Source organism: Streptomyces sp. NPDC002787 (assembly GCF_053592095.1).
In genome coordinates this window covers 90097-106801 of the sequence record NZ_JBSFVC010000021.1, presented here as the reverse complement: position 1 = coordinate 106801, position 16705 = coordinate 90097, and the positions used below count along the sequence as shown (strand labels likewise).

At 72.6% G+C, this 16705-nt stretch carries 11 protein-coding genes; 5 read left to right on the top strand and 6 right to left on the bottom strand.

What is annotated here, in order from left to right:
- Positions 1-47: 47 nt before the first annotated feature.
- Positions 48-1025 carry a pectate lyase family protein gene (locus ACWD26_RS27915; protein ID WP_451274683.1) on the bottom strand — a complete coding sequence of 326 codons (978 nt, stop codon included), beginning with the start codon at positions 1023-1025 and terminating at the stop codon, positions 48-50.
- 450 nt (positions 1026-1475) lie between these two features.
- On the opposite strand from ACWD26_RS27915, the gene ACWD26_RS27910 reads away from it, so the two are divergent.
- The 3 genes from ACWD26_RS27910 (at position 1476) to ACWD26_RS27900 (ending at position 9274) form a co-directional block, all read left to right on the top strand.
- Positions 1476-2807 (top strand): extracellular catalytic domain type 1 short-chain-length polyhydroxyalkanoate depolymerase, encoded by a 1332-nt coding sequence (locus ACWD26_RS27910; protein WP_451274681.1) that lies wholly within the window; start codon positions 1476-1478, stop codon positions 2805-2807.
- 404 nt (positions 2808-3211) lie between these two features.
- A complete protein-coding gene (locus ACWD26_RS27905) occupies positions 3212-4516 on the top strand; it encodes an SGNH/GDSL hydrolase family protein (protein WP_451274769.1) in 1305 nt (434 codons plus the stop codon).
- A gap of 105 nt (positions 4517-4621) precedes the next feature.
- Positions 4622-9274, top strand: a complete 4653-nt coding sequence (locus ACWD26_RS27900) for an HAD-IC family P-type ATPase (protein ID WP_451274679.1) — start codon at positions 4622-4624, stop codon at positions 9272-9274.
- Between the two features lie 20 nt (positions 9275-9294).
- Here the strand turns inward: ACWD26_RS27900 and ACWD26_RS27895 are convergent, their stop codons facing one another.
- Positions 9295-10638: an FAD-dependent oxidoreductase gene (locus ACWD26_RS27895; RefSeq protein WP_451274677.1), complete on the bottom strand. Its 1344-nt coding sequence runs from the start codon at positions 10636-10638 to the stop codon at positions 9295-9297.
- A 227-nt stretch (positions 10639-10865) separates the two neighbouring features.
- Between ACWD26_RS27895 and ACWD26_RS27890 the strand changes: the two genes are divergently transcribed.
- Entirely contained in the window at positions 10866-11342 is a 477-nt protein-coding gene (locus ACWD26_RS27890) for a DUF6214 family protein (protein ID WP_451274768.1), read from the top strand.
- Between the two features lie 24 nt (positions 11343-11366).
- On the opposite strand, the gene ACWD26_RS27885 is transcribed toward ACWD26_RS27890, so the two are convergent.
- The gene (locus tag ACWD26_RS27885) at positions 11367-12032 is read right to left on the bottom strand and encodes a DUF305 domain-containing protein (protein WP_451274767.1); all 666 of its coding nucleotides are present in this window, start codon (positions 12030-12032) and stop codon (positions 11367-11369) included.
- Positions 12033-12226: 194 nt separating this feature from the next.
- Here ACWD26_RS27885 and ACWD26_RS27880 point away from each other — a divergent pair, with 194 nt between their 5' ends.
- On the top strand, positions 12227-13732 hold the full coding sequence (locus ACWD26_RS27880; RefSeq protein ID WP_451274675.1) for an LVIVD repeat-containing protein: 1506 nt from the start codon (positions 12227-12229) through the stop codon (positions 13730-13732).
- Positions 13733-14087: 355 nt separating this feature from the next.
- Here the strand turns inward: ACWD26_RS27880 and ACWD26_RS27875 are convergent, their stop codons facing one another.
- The 3 genes from ACWD26_RS27875 to ACWD26_RS27865 form a co-directional block, all read right to left on the bottom strand.
- The gene (locus ACWD26_RS27875) at positions 14088-14786 is read right to left on the bottom strand and encodes an HAD family hydrolase (RefSeq protein ID WP_451274673.1); all 699 of its coding nucleotides are present in this window, start codon (positions 14784-14786) and stop codon (positions 14088-14090) included.
- Between the two features lie 32 nt (positions 14787-14818).
- On the bottom strand, positions 14819-15502 hold the full coding sequence (locus tag ACWD26_RS27870) for a phosphatase PAP2 family protein (protein ID WP_451274671.1): 684 nt from the start codon (positions 15500-15502) through the stop codon (positions 14819-14821).
- Between the two features lie 134 nt (positions 15503-15636).
- Positions 15637-16578 carry a M56 family metallopeptidase gene (locus ACWD26_RS27865; protein WP_451274669.1) on the bottom strand — a complete coding sequence of 314 codons (942 nt, stop codon included), beginning with the start codon at positions 16576-16578 and terminating at the stop codon, positions 15637-15639.
- Between the last annotated feature and the right edge of the window lie 127 nt (positions 16579-16705).

The window sequence follows — 16705 nt, the reverse complement described above, 5'->3', positions numbered from 1 at the left end:
TTGTCCGAGCGGATGAAATGTTGGCGGGTTGGCGGGTTCGCGGGTTCTCAGAGCTTTCCGGCGCCCGCGCCCGACGTCACCGAGGCGACGACGGAGGAGGCGGGCTCGGCGGTGTAGCCGTAGGGCGGGGCGGTGAAGCTCCCCACCCGGGAGATCTCGGTGGCGGCCCCACCGAGGTCGTTGCCGCGCAGATTCGCGTAGCCGTCCACGTCACTGCTGCGGTTCGTGGTGACCGCGACTCCCGTGTTGCGGAAGACGTTGTTCTCCACGAGCATCTGGGCGCCCATGCGCGAGTGGCAGGCGGTCTCCGCGCCGTCCACGTAGTTGTTGTAGAAGTGCCCGGTGCCGAAGCGCAGGCTGGGGATGCGCGAGTACACGTTGCTGAAGTGGTTGTGGTGGTACGTCACCTTCAGGTGGCCGGTGTCCTCGGAGGCGTTGTTGTCGCTGTGGCCGACCAGGGAGCCCTTGAAGTGCTCCTTGAAGGTGTTCCAGGACACCGTCACGTTGTCCGAGCCGTGGTTGATGTCCAGCAGGCCGTCGTAGAAGTCCTTGTCGTGGGTGCGGTCCGCCGAGAAGGAGTTGTGGTCGAGCCATACCTTCGTGGACTCCTGGACGGTGATGCCGTCGGCGGGCGCGACCGGCTTGCTGATGTTCAGGTTGCGGACGACGACGTTCGTCTCCTCCTTGATCCGCAGGCCGCCGCCGGTGAAGCCGGACGACGAACCCACGCCCAGCACCGTCGTGTTGGAGCCGATGTCCACCTGACCGCTCAGCGAGATCAGGCCGTTCACGCGGACGACCTTGGCCGCGTTGCCCGTGACGGCGCTCCGGAAGGCGGCGAGCGTCGAGACCGTGACCGGAGCGGCGCCGCCGCCACCGGTGGTCCCGGCGCCGTAACCGATCGGCGCGGTCTCGGCGGCCCCCGCCGACTGCGGCAGGGCCAGGACGGCGGTGGTCGCCAGAGCGGCCGCGGCGGCCACCAGGGCTGATCTTTGCGCCTGTGTACGTGGGGGGATGGTACGCATGCGGGTGCGTCCCTTCAGGTAGGACTGATGGGATATGTATGTGAACGATGTCTGTTCTTCTGGCTGCCGTGAGCGGGCGGAGTGGTCGGGGTGGGGGACCCGACGCTCCGAAAGGTGCGAATTCCCTGGTCGATGGGCTCCAGCACGCCCCGTCCCGTGCGGCAGGACGGTGGCGGCCGGTTCACACTGCTGAACGGAACGTAGGGGGCAAGCGCTTTCTAGTCAACGCTTTGCGCAAAAGACATTGGGTCCGGCCTGGTGGGGTGGGCCCGTGCGTGCGGGGGTGTGTGCGGACCGGGGGTGACGGCCTTTCGAGAGCGAATTCTTTCGATGCGTGGAGCGCTTCCATGGCGACCATGTGCATGTCACGATGCTGATCCTCGGCTCCTCCTGCTGACCTGAACCGACTTCTCTCCTCCCACCGCACTCGTCACAGGAAGGCACAACGACGTGACCCTCACCCCCCACGACCGGGCGCGCGGACCGCTGTGTTCGTTACTCGTCGCGCTGCTGGGAGCGTTGCTGCCGTTGCTCGCGGCCACGCTCCTGACCGCGCCCGCGGCAGCCGCGGCGGACGCCGGGGCCGAGGCCGAGGCCGCTCCACGGGCCGCGCTCACCGAGATCACCGGCTTCGGCACGAATCCGAGCAATCTGCAGATGTACCTGTACGTGCCGGACAGCGTCACGGCCAACCCCGCGATCGTGGTGGCCGTGCACTACTGCACCGGCTCGGGCCCGGCGATGTACAACGGCACCGAATACGCCTCGCTGGCCGACCGGTACGGGTTCATCGTCGTGTACCCGTCCGTCACCCGCAGCAGCAAGTGCTTCGACGTAGCCTCCCCGCAGGCGCTGACCCGCGGCGGCGGCAGCGACCCCGTGGGCATCAAGTCCATGGTCGACTGGACCGTCCGCACCTACGACGCCGACACCGACCGCATCTTCGCCACCGGCATCTCCTCCGGCGCGATGATGACCAACGTCCTGCTCGGCGACTACCCCGACGTGTTCGCCGCCGGCGCCGCCTTCGCCGGCGTGCCCTTCGCCTGCTTCGCCACCACCAACGGCTCCGAGTGGAACAGCGACTGCGCCAACGGGAACATCTCCCGCACCCCGCAGGCCTGGGGCGACCTCGTCCGCGGCGCCTACCCCGGCTACACCGGGCCCCGGCCGCGCATGCAGCTGTGGCACGGCACCGAGGACGACATCCTGCGCTACCCCAACTTCGGCGAGGAGATCAAGCAGTGGACCAACGTGCACGGTGTCAGCCAGACACCGGCCGCCACCGACTCTCCCCAGGCCAACTGGACCCGCACCCGCTACGGCGGCACCGGTGACCGCGCCCCCGTCGAGGCCGTCAGCCTCCAGGGCACCGGCCACAACGTGTACGCCTGGGGCATGGGCGAGCGCGTCCTCACCTTCTTCGGCCTCAACAGCTCCGGCCCCGCGCCCCAACCCCCGGCCGGCCCCTGCAAGGTGGCCGTCACGACCAACGCCTGGAGCACCGGTCTGACCGCCTCGGTGACCATCACCAACACCGGTACGACCGCCGTCAACGGCTGGAAGCTGGGCTTCACCCTGCCCCCCGGCCAGGCCGTCACCAACGGCTGGGGCGCCACGTACAGCCCGGCGAGCGGCGCCGTGACCGCCACCAACGCCACGTACAACGCCGCGATCGCGCCCGGCGCGAGCGTCAGCATCGGCTACCAGGCCAACCACACGGGCAACAGCGCCGCACCCTCGGCGTACTCCCTCAACGGGACGGCGTGCACGACCGGTTGACACGGTCGACCGGCGCGTCGCTCCGACCGGCGTTCTGTCCTGGTTGGTGCGTCGTTCCGACCGACGTCCTGTCCTGGCTGGCCTCCTGTCCTGACCGACGTCCCGTCCTGGCTGGCCTCCTGTCCTGACCGACGTCCCGTTCTGACCGACGTCCCGTTCTGACCGACGTCCCGTTCTGGCCGGCCTCCCGTTCTGGCCGACCTCCCGACCTGACCTACCTTCCGTCCCGGCCGGCCGGCCGACCTTCCGGCCTGACCAGCTCTCCGGGCGTGCGCCGACGAGGCGTGCGCCCGGACCGCGTTCCTCCTCTCCCGATTCCCGACGTCCGCAGAGAGGCACCGCCCGTGCAACCGCTCAGCAGCCCACAGCCCGCCCAGCCGTCCAGCAGAACACCGCTCGTGACCGTGATCGCCACCTGTGTCCTCGCCCTGGCCCTCGTCGTGGCGTCCTCCGCCGTGGTGGCCCTGGTCAGGAGTCCGCAGCGGACGGACGGTGCCGGCGCCGGCGATGCGGCGACATCCGCCCGCCACTGGGTGAACACCTGGTCCGCGATGCCGCAGCTCACGGAGCCGGGCAACATGCCACCGGCACCGTTCACCGGGGACCGGGCCGTCCTGGTCGACACCACCCTGCGGCAGACCGTGCGCGTCACCACCGGCGGCGACCGTGTCCGGCTGCGCTTCTCCAACGCCTTCGGCGGCAGCGCGCTGCCGCTGACCGCCGTGACGGTGGCCCTGCCGCTGGGCGGCCGGGCGGGGGTCGGCGCCATCGAACCCGGCACCTCCCGGACGGTGACCTTCAGCGGAAGGGAGTCCACCACCGTGCCGGTCGGGGCCCAGGTCGTGTCCGACCCGCTGGACTTCACGCTGCGGCCGGGCGCCAACCTGAGCGTGACGGCGTACCTGGCCGAGGGCCAGGCGTCCCTCGCGCTCACCTCGCACCCGGGCTCCCGCACCACCTCGTACCTGCTGCACGGCGACCACACCGACGACACGGACCTCCCCGGCGCGACCCCCACCAACCACTGGTACCTGCTCAGCGACGTCGAGGTGCTGTCCCGGCCCGCCACGACCGCCCTCGCCGTCCTCGGCGACTCGCTCACCGACGGCCGGGGTTCCACCACCAACGGCAACAACCGCTGGCCCGATCAGCTCTTCGACCGCCTCCAGCAGAAGCCCGGCACCCGGCACATCGCCGTGGTGAACCAGGCGGCCGGCGGCAACCGCGTCCTCAACGACGGCCTCGGCCCCAACGCCCTCGCCCGCCTGGACCGCGACATCCTGGCTCACAGCGCCGTCGAACAGCTGATCGTCTTCGAGGGCATCAACGACATCGGCACGGCCGAAGCCACCCCCGCCGCACAACAACGCGTCGCCGCCGACCTCATCGCCGCCTACGAGCAGATCGTCGTCCGCGCCCACGCCCAGGGCATCCGTGTGTATGGCGCGACCCTGCTGCCCTTCGACGGCAGCATGCCGTACGACGACGCCGCCGGACACCGCGAGGCGGCGAGGCAGACCGTGAACAGCTGGATCCGCACCAGTGGCCGTTTCGACGCCGTCCTCGACTTCGACCGCGCGGTCGAAGACCCGCACCATCCGGGCAGACTCCTCCCCGACCTCCACGACGGCGACTGGCTGCACCTCAACCCGCGGGGCTACCGCGTCCTGGCCGAAGCGGTTCCGGCCCGCCTGCTCCAGCGGAGGTGAGCGGCTCGCCACCGGTGCCGCACGCCTTCACATGCGCGTGGATGACGAGCCGTTTCGCGGGAACCCGGCTCCTCGGAAGAGGACCACGCGTGAGGTAGGAGCGTCATGGCACGAAGTGGCCGGTGGGGTGGCGAGCAGGGGGAGCGGGGGCGCGTCACGGGGCTCGGACTGCTGACACGTCCGGCTTCCGTCGCCACCGGGCTCGTGATGGCCGGGCCCCGGCTGCTCGCACGAGGCGTCGGGCCCGCGGTGGGCATGGCCGCCGGAGCGGTCGCCGGAACGGCACGGGCGGGCGTACGGAGCGCGGACACCGCCGCCCGGGCCGCGCGCATCACCCGCAACGCCCTGCCCGGAGGCGCGCGCCCCTGGCGCTCCCGCGCGCGGGCGCACTTCGCGCTGCGCCCCGAGACCCCCGAACGGACACAGCGGGAGGGCGGGACGGAACACGTGGCCCGCAAGGTCGCCGCGGCCCTGGCGGACCATCCCGACGTCGCGCTCGCCTACTGGGACCGAGGACTGGCGCGGCTCGTGGTGTCCGCCGCCGAGGAGGCGCTCGGCGACAAGGTGATCGAGGAGGCCACCGCGCTCGCCGCCCGGCACGGGCTGTCGACGACCGACGAGACCGTGGAGGGGTTCTCCCACCCCGGCGACGCGGCCGGGATACGGGCCGCGATGGCGGCCCTCGCGGCCGACGCCCTCGGCACCGGGGTGGCGCTCGCCGGATCCTTCCTCCGGCTGCCGCCCTCGCCCCGGCTGGTGACCGCGGTGGCGACGCTGCTGCGCGAGAACCCGCGCTTCCGCGGATTCCTGCGCGACCGGCTCGGCGCGTCCCGGATGGACGTCCTGCTGGCCGCCGCCAACGCCGCCGTGCACGGCGCGGGGCAGACACCGATCGCCCTGGTGCTCGACGGCGCGCTGCGCACCTGCCAACTGGCGGACACGGTGGCGCGCGCGACCGCGTTCGACACCGTCCACGATCAGGTGTGCACGCCGGCGCGGGTCGGCCTGCCCCCACGCCCCTCCGTGCGACCGCCGCTGCGGACCACCCCCGCCCAGGAGTACGCCGCCCACGCCTCCACCGGCAGTGTGCTGGGCGCCGCAGCCACCCTGCTGGTCAAGCACGACGGCAACGAGGCGGCGGAGGCGGTGCTCGCGGGTTCGCCCAAGGCCGCGCGTTACGGCCCCGCCGCCTTCCACGCCGTACTGAGCGGGGCACTGGCCCGGACCGGCGTACTGGTGCGCGACCCGGAGCGGCTGCGGCAGCTGGAGACGGTCGACACGATCGTCCTGCACCCCAGCGCGCTGCTGACCCCCGGCGCGGGCGCGGACCCGTGGGCCGAGACCGTCCTGGACGCGGCACGCCGGGCCCGCGTCGCCGTCGTGATGGTGGACCACCCGGCGCTGCGCGACTTCACCAGCCTCGCGGACCAGGTCGTGGACGGCGGGCGGCCGTTGCGCGAGGTCGTGCGGGCACTGCGCGACGAGGGCGGCACCGTCCTCACGGTCGCCCGGCTCCCTTCGGCCGACCCGGAAGCGGACGCCGACGAAACCCACGTACGGGGCGACGACACCCACGGACGGAACGACGACCCGCACGCGCGGGGCGACGACCCGCACGCGCGGGACGGGATGGACGTACTGGACGGTCTGCTCGGCGGTGACGTGGCCGTCGCCCTCGCGGACGGGGACACCGCCGTCGTCTGGGGCGCGGACGTCCTGGCCCTGAACGGCCCGGCCGATGTCTGGCGGCTGCTGACCGCGCTCCCGGCGGCCCGCGCGGTGGGGCGCCGCTCACAGATCCTGGCCCGGTCCGGCGCCGCCCTCTCCGGGCTGCTCGTGGCCGTCGGCGAGTCGAACGGGCAACGCCGCTCGCCCCTGCCCGGGCTGCGGCACGTCCCCGTCGACGTCGGCGCCGCCACGGCCCTGCTCACCGGCGTACGGGCGGCGCTCGGCGTGGCGATGACCCGGGCGCCGCACCCGCGCCCGCGAACGGCCTGGCACGCACTCGAACCGGACGACGTCCTCGCCCGGCTGCAGCACGAGCCCGGCGGCGACACCGACACGACGCCCGTCGAGGAGGCGACCACCTGGCTGCGCGAGGCGGCCGACACGGTGGGACACACCCCCGCCCTCGCCCCGATGCGCTGGACCGTCGAACTCGCCCGGGCCGTCCGGGGCGAGCTGGACGATCCGCTCACCCCGGTCCTGGCGGTCGGCTCGGCCGCGTCCGCGATCCTCGGGTCGGTCGTGGACGCCCTCCTCGTCTTCGGCGCGCTCGACCTGAACGCCCTGGTCGGCGGCGTGCAGCGGCTGCGGGCCGAGCGGGCGCTGTCCGGGCTGCTCGCGGAACAGAAGCGGAAGGCCCGTGTCACACCGGTGGACGCGGACGAGCCGACCGGCGCACCCGCCGAGGAGACGTCGGCCGAGGCCCGGACCGTTGACGCCGCCGGGCTCACCCCCGGCGATGTGATCGAGCTGAAGGCGGACGACGTGGTCCCCGCCGACGCCCGGCTGCTGTGGGAGGACGGCCTGGAGGTGGACGAGTCGGCGCTCACCGGTGAGTCCCTGCCGGTGGACAAGCGGACGCCCCCCACTCCCCGCGCCCCGGTGGCCGACCGCTCCTGCATGGTCTTCGAGGGCACGACCGTGGTGGCCGGCCAGGCCCGGGCCGTCGTGGTCGGAACCGGCGACCGCACCGAGGCCGCCCGCGCCGTCACCCTCGCCGCCCGCACGCCCCCGGCGGCCGGAGTACAGGCCAGGATCCAGGAACTCACCCGCAAGGCACTGCCGTTGACCATGGCGGGCGGCGCGGCGGTCACCGGTCTGGCCCTGCTGCGCGGCACCCCCATCCGGGAAGCGGTCAGCGGCGGCGTGGCGGTGGCCGTCGCCGCCGTCCCCGAGGGACTGCCGCTGGTCGCCACGGTGGCGCAACTCTCGGCCGCCCGCAGGCTGAGCCGCCGCGGCGTCCTCGTCCGCACCCCGCGCACCCTGGAGGCGCTGGGCCGCATGGACACCGTCTGCTTCGACAAGACGGGCACCCTCACCGAGAACCGCCTCCGCCTGGTGCGCGTCACCGAGGCCGACGGCACGGCCCGCACCCTCAGGGCCACGGCCCCCGACGACGTGCCCCACACCCTGCGCGTCGCCGCCCGCGCCTGCCCCCGGCTCAACGGCGGCTCGTCGTCCCGCCCGGTGCACGCCACCGACGAGGCGGTGCTGGACGCGGCCGGGCCCGACCCCGAGTGGGAGCAGACCGAGGGCAGGCCGTTCGAGGCGGCCCGTGGGTACGCCGCCGCCGTGGGCCGGGCGGGCGACGGTACGCCGGTCCTGGTGGTCAAGGGCGCCCCGGAAACCCTGCTGCCCGTCTGCCGGGACCTCCCGCACCACGCGTCCGGGACGGCACAGTCGCTGGCCCGCGACGGGCTGCGTGTCCTGGCCGTCGCCGAACGTCCGCTGCGCGCGGGCGAGGAGCCGTCCGACGCCATCGAAGAACCCCTGGACGAGCTGCGGTTCACCGGCCTGCTCGCCCTGGCCGACACGCCGCGCGAGACGTCCACGGCCCTCGTGCACGGGCTGCGCGGGGCGGGCGTACGACCGGTCATGCTGACCGGCGACCACCCGCAGACCGCCCGCGCGATCGCCGCCGAACTCGGCTGGCCCGAGGACACCACCGTCGTCACGGGCGACGAACTGGCCTCCGCCGACAGGTCGGCACGGGCCCGGATGCTCAGCGACGCGGGAGTCGTGGCGCGTGTCGCGCCCGAGCAGAAGCTCCAGGTCGTCGAGGCACTGCGGGACGCCGGCCGGGTGGTCGGCATGGTCGGTGACGGCGCCAACGACGCCGCGGCCATCCGTGCCGCCGACATCGGCGTGGGCATCCAGGCCCGTGGCTCGGCGGCCGCCCGCAACGCGGCCGACCTCGTCCTGACCGACGACGACCTGTCGGTCCTCATCCAGGCGGTCGCCGAGGGCCGGTCCCTGTGGCACAGCGTCACGGACGCCATCGCCATCCTCATCGGCGGCAACGCGGGCGAGGTCGGCTTCGGCATCCTCGGCACCCTCCTCGCGGGCTCGGCCCCGCTCTCCACCCGCCAGATGCTGCTCGTGAACCTGTTCACGGACCTGTTCCCGGCGATGGCGGTAGCGGTGACACCGAAGGAGGAGCCCGCCGGGGAGAACGGCGACGGGAAGCACCCAGCCGGAAACGGGGCGGACCCGGACGGTGCGGACTCGGACGGCGCAGCCTCGGAAGGGGCCGGCTCCGACGGAAGCGGCTCGGACGGAAGCGGCTCGGACGGAAAGGCCGCAGCAGCGGGGAACGGTGACACCCTGGGCACGGAACCCCTCGGTACCGCTCTCCTCGGCGCGCCCCTCATCCGCCAGATCCGTCACCGCGCCCTCACCACCTGCCTGGGCGCGACCATCGCCTGGCTGATCGGCCGCTTCACCCCGGGCACCGCGCGCCGCTCGACGACGATGGCCCTGTGCGGCGTGGTCGGCACCCAGCTGGCCCAGACCCTCGCCGACCGCCGGCACAGCCCGCTGGTGCGCACCACGGCCGTCGGCTCGGCCGCCGCCCTCGTCGCCCTGATCCAGGTCCCCGGCGCCAGCCACTTCTTCGGCTGCACCCCCCTCGGCCCGGTCGCCTGGGCGGGCGTCGCCGCGGCGATCGCCCTCGCGGTGGCGGGCCAACGGACACTGCCCGACCTGGAGAGGGCCGTCCAGCGGCTGGCGCGGGGGCGCGTCCCGAGCAGTTGATCGAGCATTGCCCGCGCCCCTCAGGGGGCGCTGCGGTGCGCGGCGGTCAGGAGGGACTCCCAGGTCGGGAGCTTCACCACGTGCCTGCCCAGGGACGCCCCCAGCTCCGCCTCCGCCCGCTCAATCGACTGCCAGCCCGACCATTCGACCGGTGTGCGGCCTTCCGCCCTCAGGGCCGCCACCGGATCGTCCGGAACCGTCCTGCCCGCCAGCGCCGGCGCGTCCTCCAGCAGTGAGGTCGCCGTCTCCTTGGCGCAGGGGCGGTTGGTGCCGATCACTCCGGTCGGGCCCCGCTTGATCCAGCCGGCGACGTACTCGCCCGGCGACGGGACACCTTCTCGCAGGACGCGTCCGGCGAGATGGGGGACCGTGCCGTGGGCGGTGTCGAAGGGGAGGCCGTCCATGGGGACGCCTCGGTAGCCGACCGAGCGGAGGACCAGTTGGGCCTCGATCTCCTCGTACCGGCCGGTGCCGGTCAGGCCGCCGTGACCGTCGGGCGCGGTGCGCTCCAGGCGGACGCCGCGGACGCGGTCGCCGTCGGCGAGGAGTTCGACGGGGCGGAGGAAGAAGCGCAGGCGGATGCGGTGGCGGCCGGACGGGGCGGGCGCGGTCGCCCAGCCGCGCAGGACCTCGACGTTGCGGCGTTGGGCGGCGGGCAGGGACGACGGGTCGACGTAGTCGGGGTCCATCTCCAACTCGGCCGGGTTGACGGTGACCTGAGTGTCCGGGAGGGTGCCCAGCTCGCGCAGCTCCTTGGTGGTGAAGCGGGCCTGGGAGGGGCCGCGGCGGCCCACCATGTGGACCTGGGTGACCTCGCTGGCGGCGAGGGAGGTGAGCGCGGCGTGGGGCATGTCGGTGGGGCTCAGCTCGGTCGCGCCGCGCGCGAGCATACGGGTGACGTCCACGGCGACGTTGCCGACGCCGATGACCACGGCGGTCCGTGCGCCGAGGACGAAACCGTCCGCGACGGCGTCGGGATGCGCGCTGTACCAGGAGACGAACTCGGTCGCCGACCAGCTGCCCCGCAACTCCTCACCCGGGATGCCGAGCCGGCGGTCGGTGGCGGCGCCCACGCAGTAGACGACCGCGTGGTACAGCTCCCGCAGCCGGGCGGCCGGCACCCCGTCCGGACCCACCTGGACACCGCCGAGGAACCGCACCCGCTCGTGCTCCAGCACGGCGCGCAGATTGTTCTGCAGCGACTTGATCTTCTCGTGGTCCGGTGCCACCCCGTACCGGACCAGGCCGTACGGGCACGGCAGCCGGTCCAGCACGTCGACGAACACCTCGGGATCCTGCTGGACGAGGCTCTGGGCGGTGTAGCACCCGCTCGGCCCCGAACCGACGACGGCGACACGCAGCACGGCGGAACTCCTTACGCGAGGAGATCGCTGATGCCTCAAGGATCGCACCGCGGAGCGGACAGGGGGAGGGGCGCGGAGGACGAGGGCGGTGCCGCTGCGCCGTCGGGGTGCCGTGCGTCCCCGGCACGCGTGGCTGTGCGCAGTGAATGTGATCATGCGCTTACGTTGCGTAGGTGCCGGAAGCGACCTTTCTCAATCTTTCCGATCGCCACTGGCGGGACGGCGCGGTGTCCGTGCGTCCGGCGTGGGAGGTGCGGGAGGACGACGGCGCCACGGTCTGGTTCAACGCCCGGCTGGCCTTCCCGGACGGGGCCGGGGTCGAGATGCTCGCCGTGGTCAGCGAGGGGCGGCTGTCGCTGGAGGACGTACGCGCCCAGCCGCCGCTGTCCCTGGACGATCTGGCGGAGCTCGCCGACTGGATCGAGGGCCCGCTGTGCGCGGCGTGCGGGGCCGCGCCGGAGTCCGAGGAGGAACTGTCGTGCGCCTCCCCGCACGGAACCGGCCGTCGGGCGCGGCCCGCGTGGCCGCGCGGAGTGGAGGGGCGGAGGCTCGTGGCCGAGGAGTATCTGGCGGCGCAGCGATCCGGCTGCGACCCGGTGCTCGCGGTGATGTGCGCGACCGGGCACAGCCGCCGCACGTCGCTCCGGCTGATCGCCGGCGCGCGTGACGAGGGCCTGCTGGGCCCCCGTCACGCCCGGCGCTGAGACGCCCGGGAAAGAGGCGCCGGACTACTTCGTCAGGTCGCGCATCCGGCTGATCTCGGTCGCCTGCTGGGCGATCACGTCGTCGGCCATCTCCTCGATCAGGATGTTGTTGCCCTGTGCCTTCACATCCGTGGCCATGGTGATCGCTCCCTCGTGATGGGTGATCATCAGTTTCAGGAAGAGCTGGTCGAACTTCTCCCCGTCGAGCGCGCCCAGTTCCTTCAGCTGTGCCTCGGTCGCCATGCCGGCCATCTCCTCGTGGTCGTGCGAAGTGCCCCGCTCGTCACCGTCGTTGGCCTTCAGCCAGCCCTCCATGGCCGCGATCTCCGGCTTCTGCGCGGCCGAGATGCGCTCGGCGATCCGCTTCACCTGTGCCGACTTCGCACGGTCGGGGGCGAGTTCGGTCATCTCCAGGGCCTGGGTGTGGTGCGCGATCATCATGCGCGCGTAGTCGAAGTCCGCGGAATTCGGAGAGTCGTCTTCCGCTCTCTGCTTCTCGACCTCCTCCGGCGAGAGGGTTTGAGCGGCCTCACCGGGTTTTCCGGGGGCGATCACCGCGGGTCCGCTCGACTTGGCGGAACCGCCGTCGGGGGCGGCGTCCGACCCCGAGTCGCAGCCCGCGAGCACGAGCAGAGCGACCGTCAGCGAGGCCGTGACCAGCGACGCGCGGGATGTGCGGCGGACGAGCACAGTGACCTCCTGGGACACGGGAACGGACGTACACCTCGTGAGTGTTGACGAACGTTCCTAACACGCTTTCACGTGCGCGTGATCAAATTTGTTCGTTACAAATACATTGCCGTCTGTTGATCTGTGCATGATGAAGACGATACTTCGGAGGTGCCTGAACCGTTCGACTGCGAACGGCCACACGGGAGGACACAGTGACCCTGTTGAACAACCTTCGGACGCGGCGCAGACGTCTGGGAGTCGCCGCCACTGCGGCCGGTCTCCTGGCCGCGCTGCTCACAGCAGGCCCGGCGGCCGCGACCCCCGACCCGGGGGACACACCCGCCAAGCAGAAGGAGGTCTCCAAGAGCGACGCCGCCGAGGCGCGGGCGGCGATAGCCGCCGGCGAGATACCCGGCCAGGACGAGATCGTCCACTCCGCCAACATCCAGCACCTGACGAACATCCCCAAGGAGGCGCTGCCCGGAACCAACTCGGACCTCGCCTTCCAGGGCAAGTACGCCTACGCCGGGAACTACGACGGCTTCCGCGTCTTCGACATCAGCAACCCGAAGGCGCCCAAGACCGTCGCCCAGGTGCTCTGCCCGGGCTCGCAGAACGACATCTCCGTCTCCGGCGACCTGCTCTTCCTGTCCACCGACTCCTCGCGCAGCGACAACTCCTGCAACAGCACCACCCAGCCCGCGAGCGAGAAGTCGTCGTGGGAGGGCATGAAGATCTTCGACATCAGCGACAAGCGGAACCCCAAGTACGTCGCCGCCGTCGAGACGGCCTGCGGCTCGCACACCCACACGCTGGTGCCCGAGCGCAAGAACGTCTACGTGTACGTCTCCTCGTACTCCCCGAACGCCGCGTTCCCCGACTGCCAGCCGCCGCACGACGGCATCTCCATCATCAAGGTGCCGCGCAAGTCCCCGGAGAAGGCGGCCGTGGTGGGCTTCCCCGTCCTGTTCCCCGGTGAGGGCGCGGACGGCGGCGGCAACCCGGGTTCGCCCACCAACCCCGGCGTCTCCAAGACCACCGGCTGCCACGACATCACGGTGCTGCCCTCGAAGGACCTGGCGGCCGGTGCCTGCATGGGTGACGGCATCCTGTTCTCCATCAAGGACCCGGAGAACCCCAAGGTCATCGACCAGGTCCAGGACAACGTGAACTTCGCGTTCTGGCACTCCGCCACCTTCAACCAGAAGGCGAACAAGGTCGTCTTCACCGACGAGTTGGGCGGCGGCGGCGCGGCGACCTGCAACGAGGCGATCGGACCGAACCGCGGCGCCGACGGCATCTACGACATCGTCGGCAAGGGCGACCAGCGCAAGCTCGTCTTCAAGAGCTACTACAAGATCCCCCGCCACCAGGCGGACACCGAGAACTGCGTCGCCCACAACGGCTCGCTGATCCCGGTCAAGGGCAAGGACATCATGGTCCAGGCCTGGTACCAGGGCGGCGTCTCCGTCTGGGACTTCACCAACTCCTCGAAGCCCAAGGAGATCGCCTACTTCGAGCGGGGTCCGATCTCCACCGACGCCCTCGTCGGCGGCGGCGCGTGGTCGGCGTACTACTACAACGGCTACATCTACTCGAACGACATGGTGAAAGGCTTCGACGTCCTGAAGATCAACGACCGGCGGACCGACCCGGCCAAGTGGGTCCACCTGCGTGAACTCAACGTGCAGACGCAGCCGGACTACTTCGGCTGGTAGAAGAACCGCGACGACTCCCTGTCGCACGTCCCGCCGGGCCCCTCGGGGACCGGCGGGACACCCGTGGAACTCGACCGTGGCCGGCGGCAGTCGGTGCCGGAACGCCGCCGCACCTGTTCATTGACCGGGGCGCCGCTCGGGGACATCCTGTAACTCCTGCGTCGACCGGCTGTCGGCCAACTATACTCAGCGCCTCCGGGCGGCGACTTTATGTGATCCCGCCCGGCCGCTGTTCGTCCCGGGCCGCACGGGGGACGGTCCGGGACGGACGTCCAGCGGCGACGAACAGCCGATCGGCGAACGGGGGCCCGGGTACCCGGCACGGCCCCCGGGCCCGGGGCCGCGCCTGACGGCCTCAGCCCACCAGATCCAGCACCGGCCGCAGCCCGTGCGGCCGTTCGGCGGCGGGCAGATGGTCCACGAAGCGCACCGCGCAGCCCAGAGCCGCCGCCCCGCCGTCGGCCCGTCGGTCGTCGCCGACCATCAGCGTGTCCCGCGCGTCGACACCGAGTGCCTCGCAGGCCAGGGCGAACAGCCGCGGGTCCGGCTTCTGGATGCCGTGCTCGTACGACAGCACGTACGCGCCGACGAACGGATCGAGGCCGTGCGCGCGGAACACCGGCCGCAGATCCCAGCCGATGTTGCTCACCACACCGACGGCCACCCCACGCTCCCGCAGGGCGGCGAGGACTTCGGCGGCGTCCGGGTAGGGGCTCCAGGCGAGCGGCGTCATATGGCGGTCGTACAGCGCGTCGTGGAGCGCCGCGTCCGGGAGCGTCACCCGACGGGAGAGCCCCGTGTACGCGGCCCGGTGCTGCTCGGCGCTCCGGTCCCGCACCGCCCACAGCTCACCCAGCTCGCCCGTGGGCGGCTCGGCCGGGGGCGCTCCGCCCGGCAGCGCGCCCGCGCGCTCCAGGGCCTCGGCCGTACGGGCCAACTCCGGCTCGGACAGGACGAGCCCGGCCTCGGTCAGGCCCGCGCGGAGCCAGGACTCGGTGGACTCGGCGCGGAAGAGGGTGCCGGAGAAGTCGAACAGCACGCCTTTGATCGTCATGCCGTAGATCCTTCGTGCCCGCCCGTACCCGGTCAAGTGCGTGTCGCGGCGCGCCATTTCTCGTACGTCAGCACCGCCAACGCGATGGTCAGACCGCCCAGGAGCCAGCCGCCCACCACGTCCGACGCCCAGTGCACGCCCAGCCAGATCCGGGTGAGACCGACGCCGACGACGGAGACCGCGGCCACCACCAGAGCTGCGCGCATGACGGCGCGGCCGGCGCCGTACAGCCGGAGAAGCCAGAGCAGCAGACCGAGGACGACCGTGGCGGTCATGGCGTGGCCCGAGGGGAACGCGGCGTAGTGGGCGGAGTCGACGGGGTCGGGCCACGCCGGCCGCTCCCGGCCGACGGCCGCCTTCAGCCCCTGCTGGACCGCCGTGCCGACCGCGCAGGTGACCGCCAGCCAGATGGCCAGCCACCATTCCCGGTGGCGCCACACCAGCCAGATCGCGGCGCCCGCGGCCAGCAGACGCATCGTCACCGGGTCCCAGACCCAGTCCGTCAGGACGCGGAACGCGTGCGTGACGTCCGGTTCGCCGAGGGCCCAGCGGTGTGTGGTGTTCGCGATGCTCTCGTCCAGCGACATCAGGGGCGCCCAGGCCAGCGCGACCAGGACGAGCAGCAGGACGGAGGGCGCCGCGAAGGCCGCGGCGACGCGGGCGGTGCGGTGGGTCGACGGCCGGTGGGGCGGCGAGTCGACGGTGGGGGTGTGCATACAGCGATCCTGGCCGACTCCCGGGGCCTCGGGCCAACATCGAGGCGTGAGATCACTGTCACGCCCCGCGACCGGAGCAAACTCTCCGCGTCGCGCGTTGTTCTTGGTCCGCTCTTGATCCCTTCTTTGCCATGTCACGAAGAACCGAGTGCCCGCAAGGCCGGGACGAAAGCCACCAGGACCGGCACGACCGGTACCAGGGCCGCGCACGCGGTCAGCCGAAGCCGCCGGGCAGGCGTGAGCCGCTCCGGGGGAGCCAGCAGCCGGTCGACCCGCTGCGGCACATGGTCCTCGGGGGTCGGACAGGGCCCGAACACCCCCCGGTCCTCGTTGAGGCCGACGAGCGCGAGGGCGATGGTGAGACGGCCGTGGCGGCGCGAGGCCGTGTCGTCGGCGGCGAGTTCGACCAGTCGGTGCATCTCGCCGCGGAACGCGGCGAACACCGGCACCCGGGGGAAGCCACCTGCCAGCGCCGCCGAACAGCGCAGCAGCCAGTGGTGACGCGCCCGCGCGTGCCCCTGCTCATGCGCGACCACCGCGTCCACCTGCCGCCCCTCCAGCCGGCGCAACGCGGCCGTGGTGATGACCAGTCGAGGCGCCGGCCCGGGCAGCCACCAGGCGTCCGGCCGCTCGCCCTCCACCACCACGAGCCTCTCGCCGGCCGGCTCCTCGCCGGGCAACCGCGGTGCCCGCAGCCGGATTTCGGCCCGCTGCCGCCGCCGTTGCCGCCGCGCCCGGACGACCTCGCGGACCAGCATCGCCCCGGTCCACAGCCCGCCGCCCGCCAGCGCCACGGCGGTGCCCACGGCCCAGGAGCCCCCGGTGCCCAGCGCGTACGCCTCCACGACGCCCTCCGGCGCGGGCGCGAACACCCGCCCGCGCACCGCCGTCCAGGCGGCGGCCGCGCTCAGGGCCATCGCCAGCGCACAGCACAGCAGCACCGCGGCCACGACGCACTGCCACGCCCACAGGGCGACCACCGGTTCGCGGTCCGGCCAGTCGGCCCGGGCGAGCAGCCGCGGGGCGACGACGGCGATCAGCGCGCCGAGCAGCAACAACGCCGCGGGGACCATCATGAGGCGCAGCCTATGAGCGGGGCGGGCCGCGGCGACACGGGCCGAGTCACCGAAGTGACACAGACCACGATCACATACGGCCCACGACCGGCACCGCCCGTCGCCCGTAGCCCCCGGCCGGCACCAC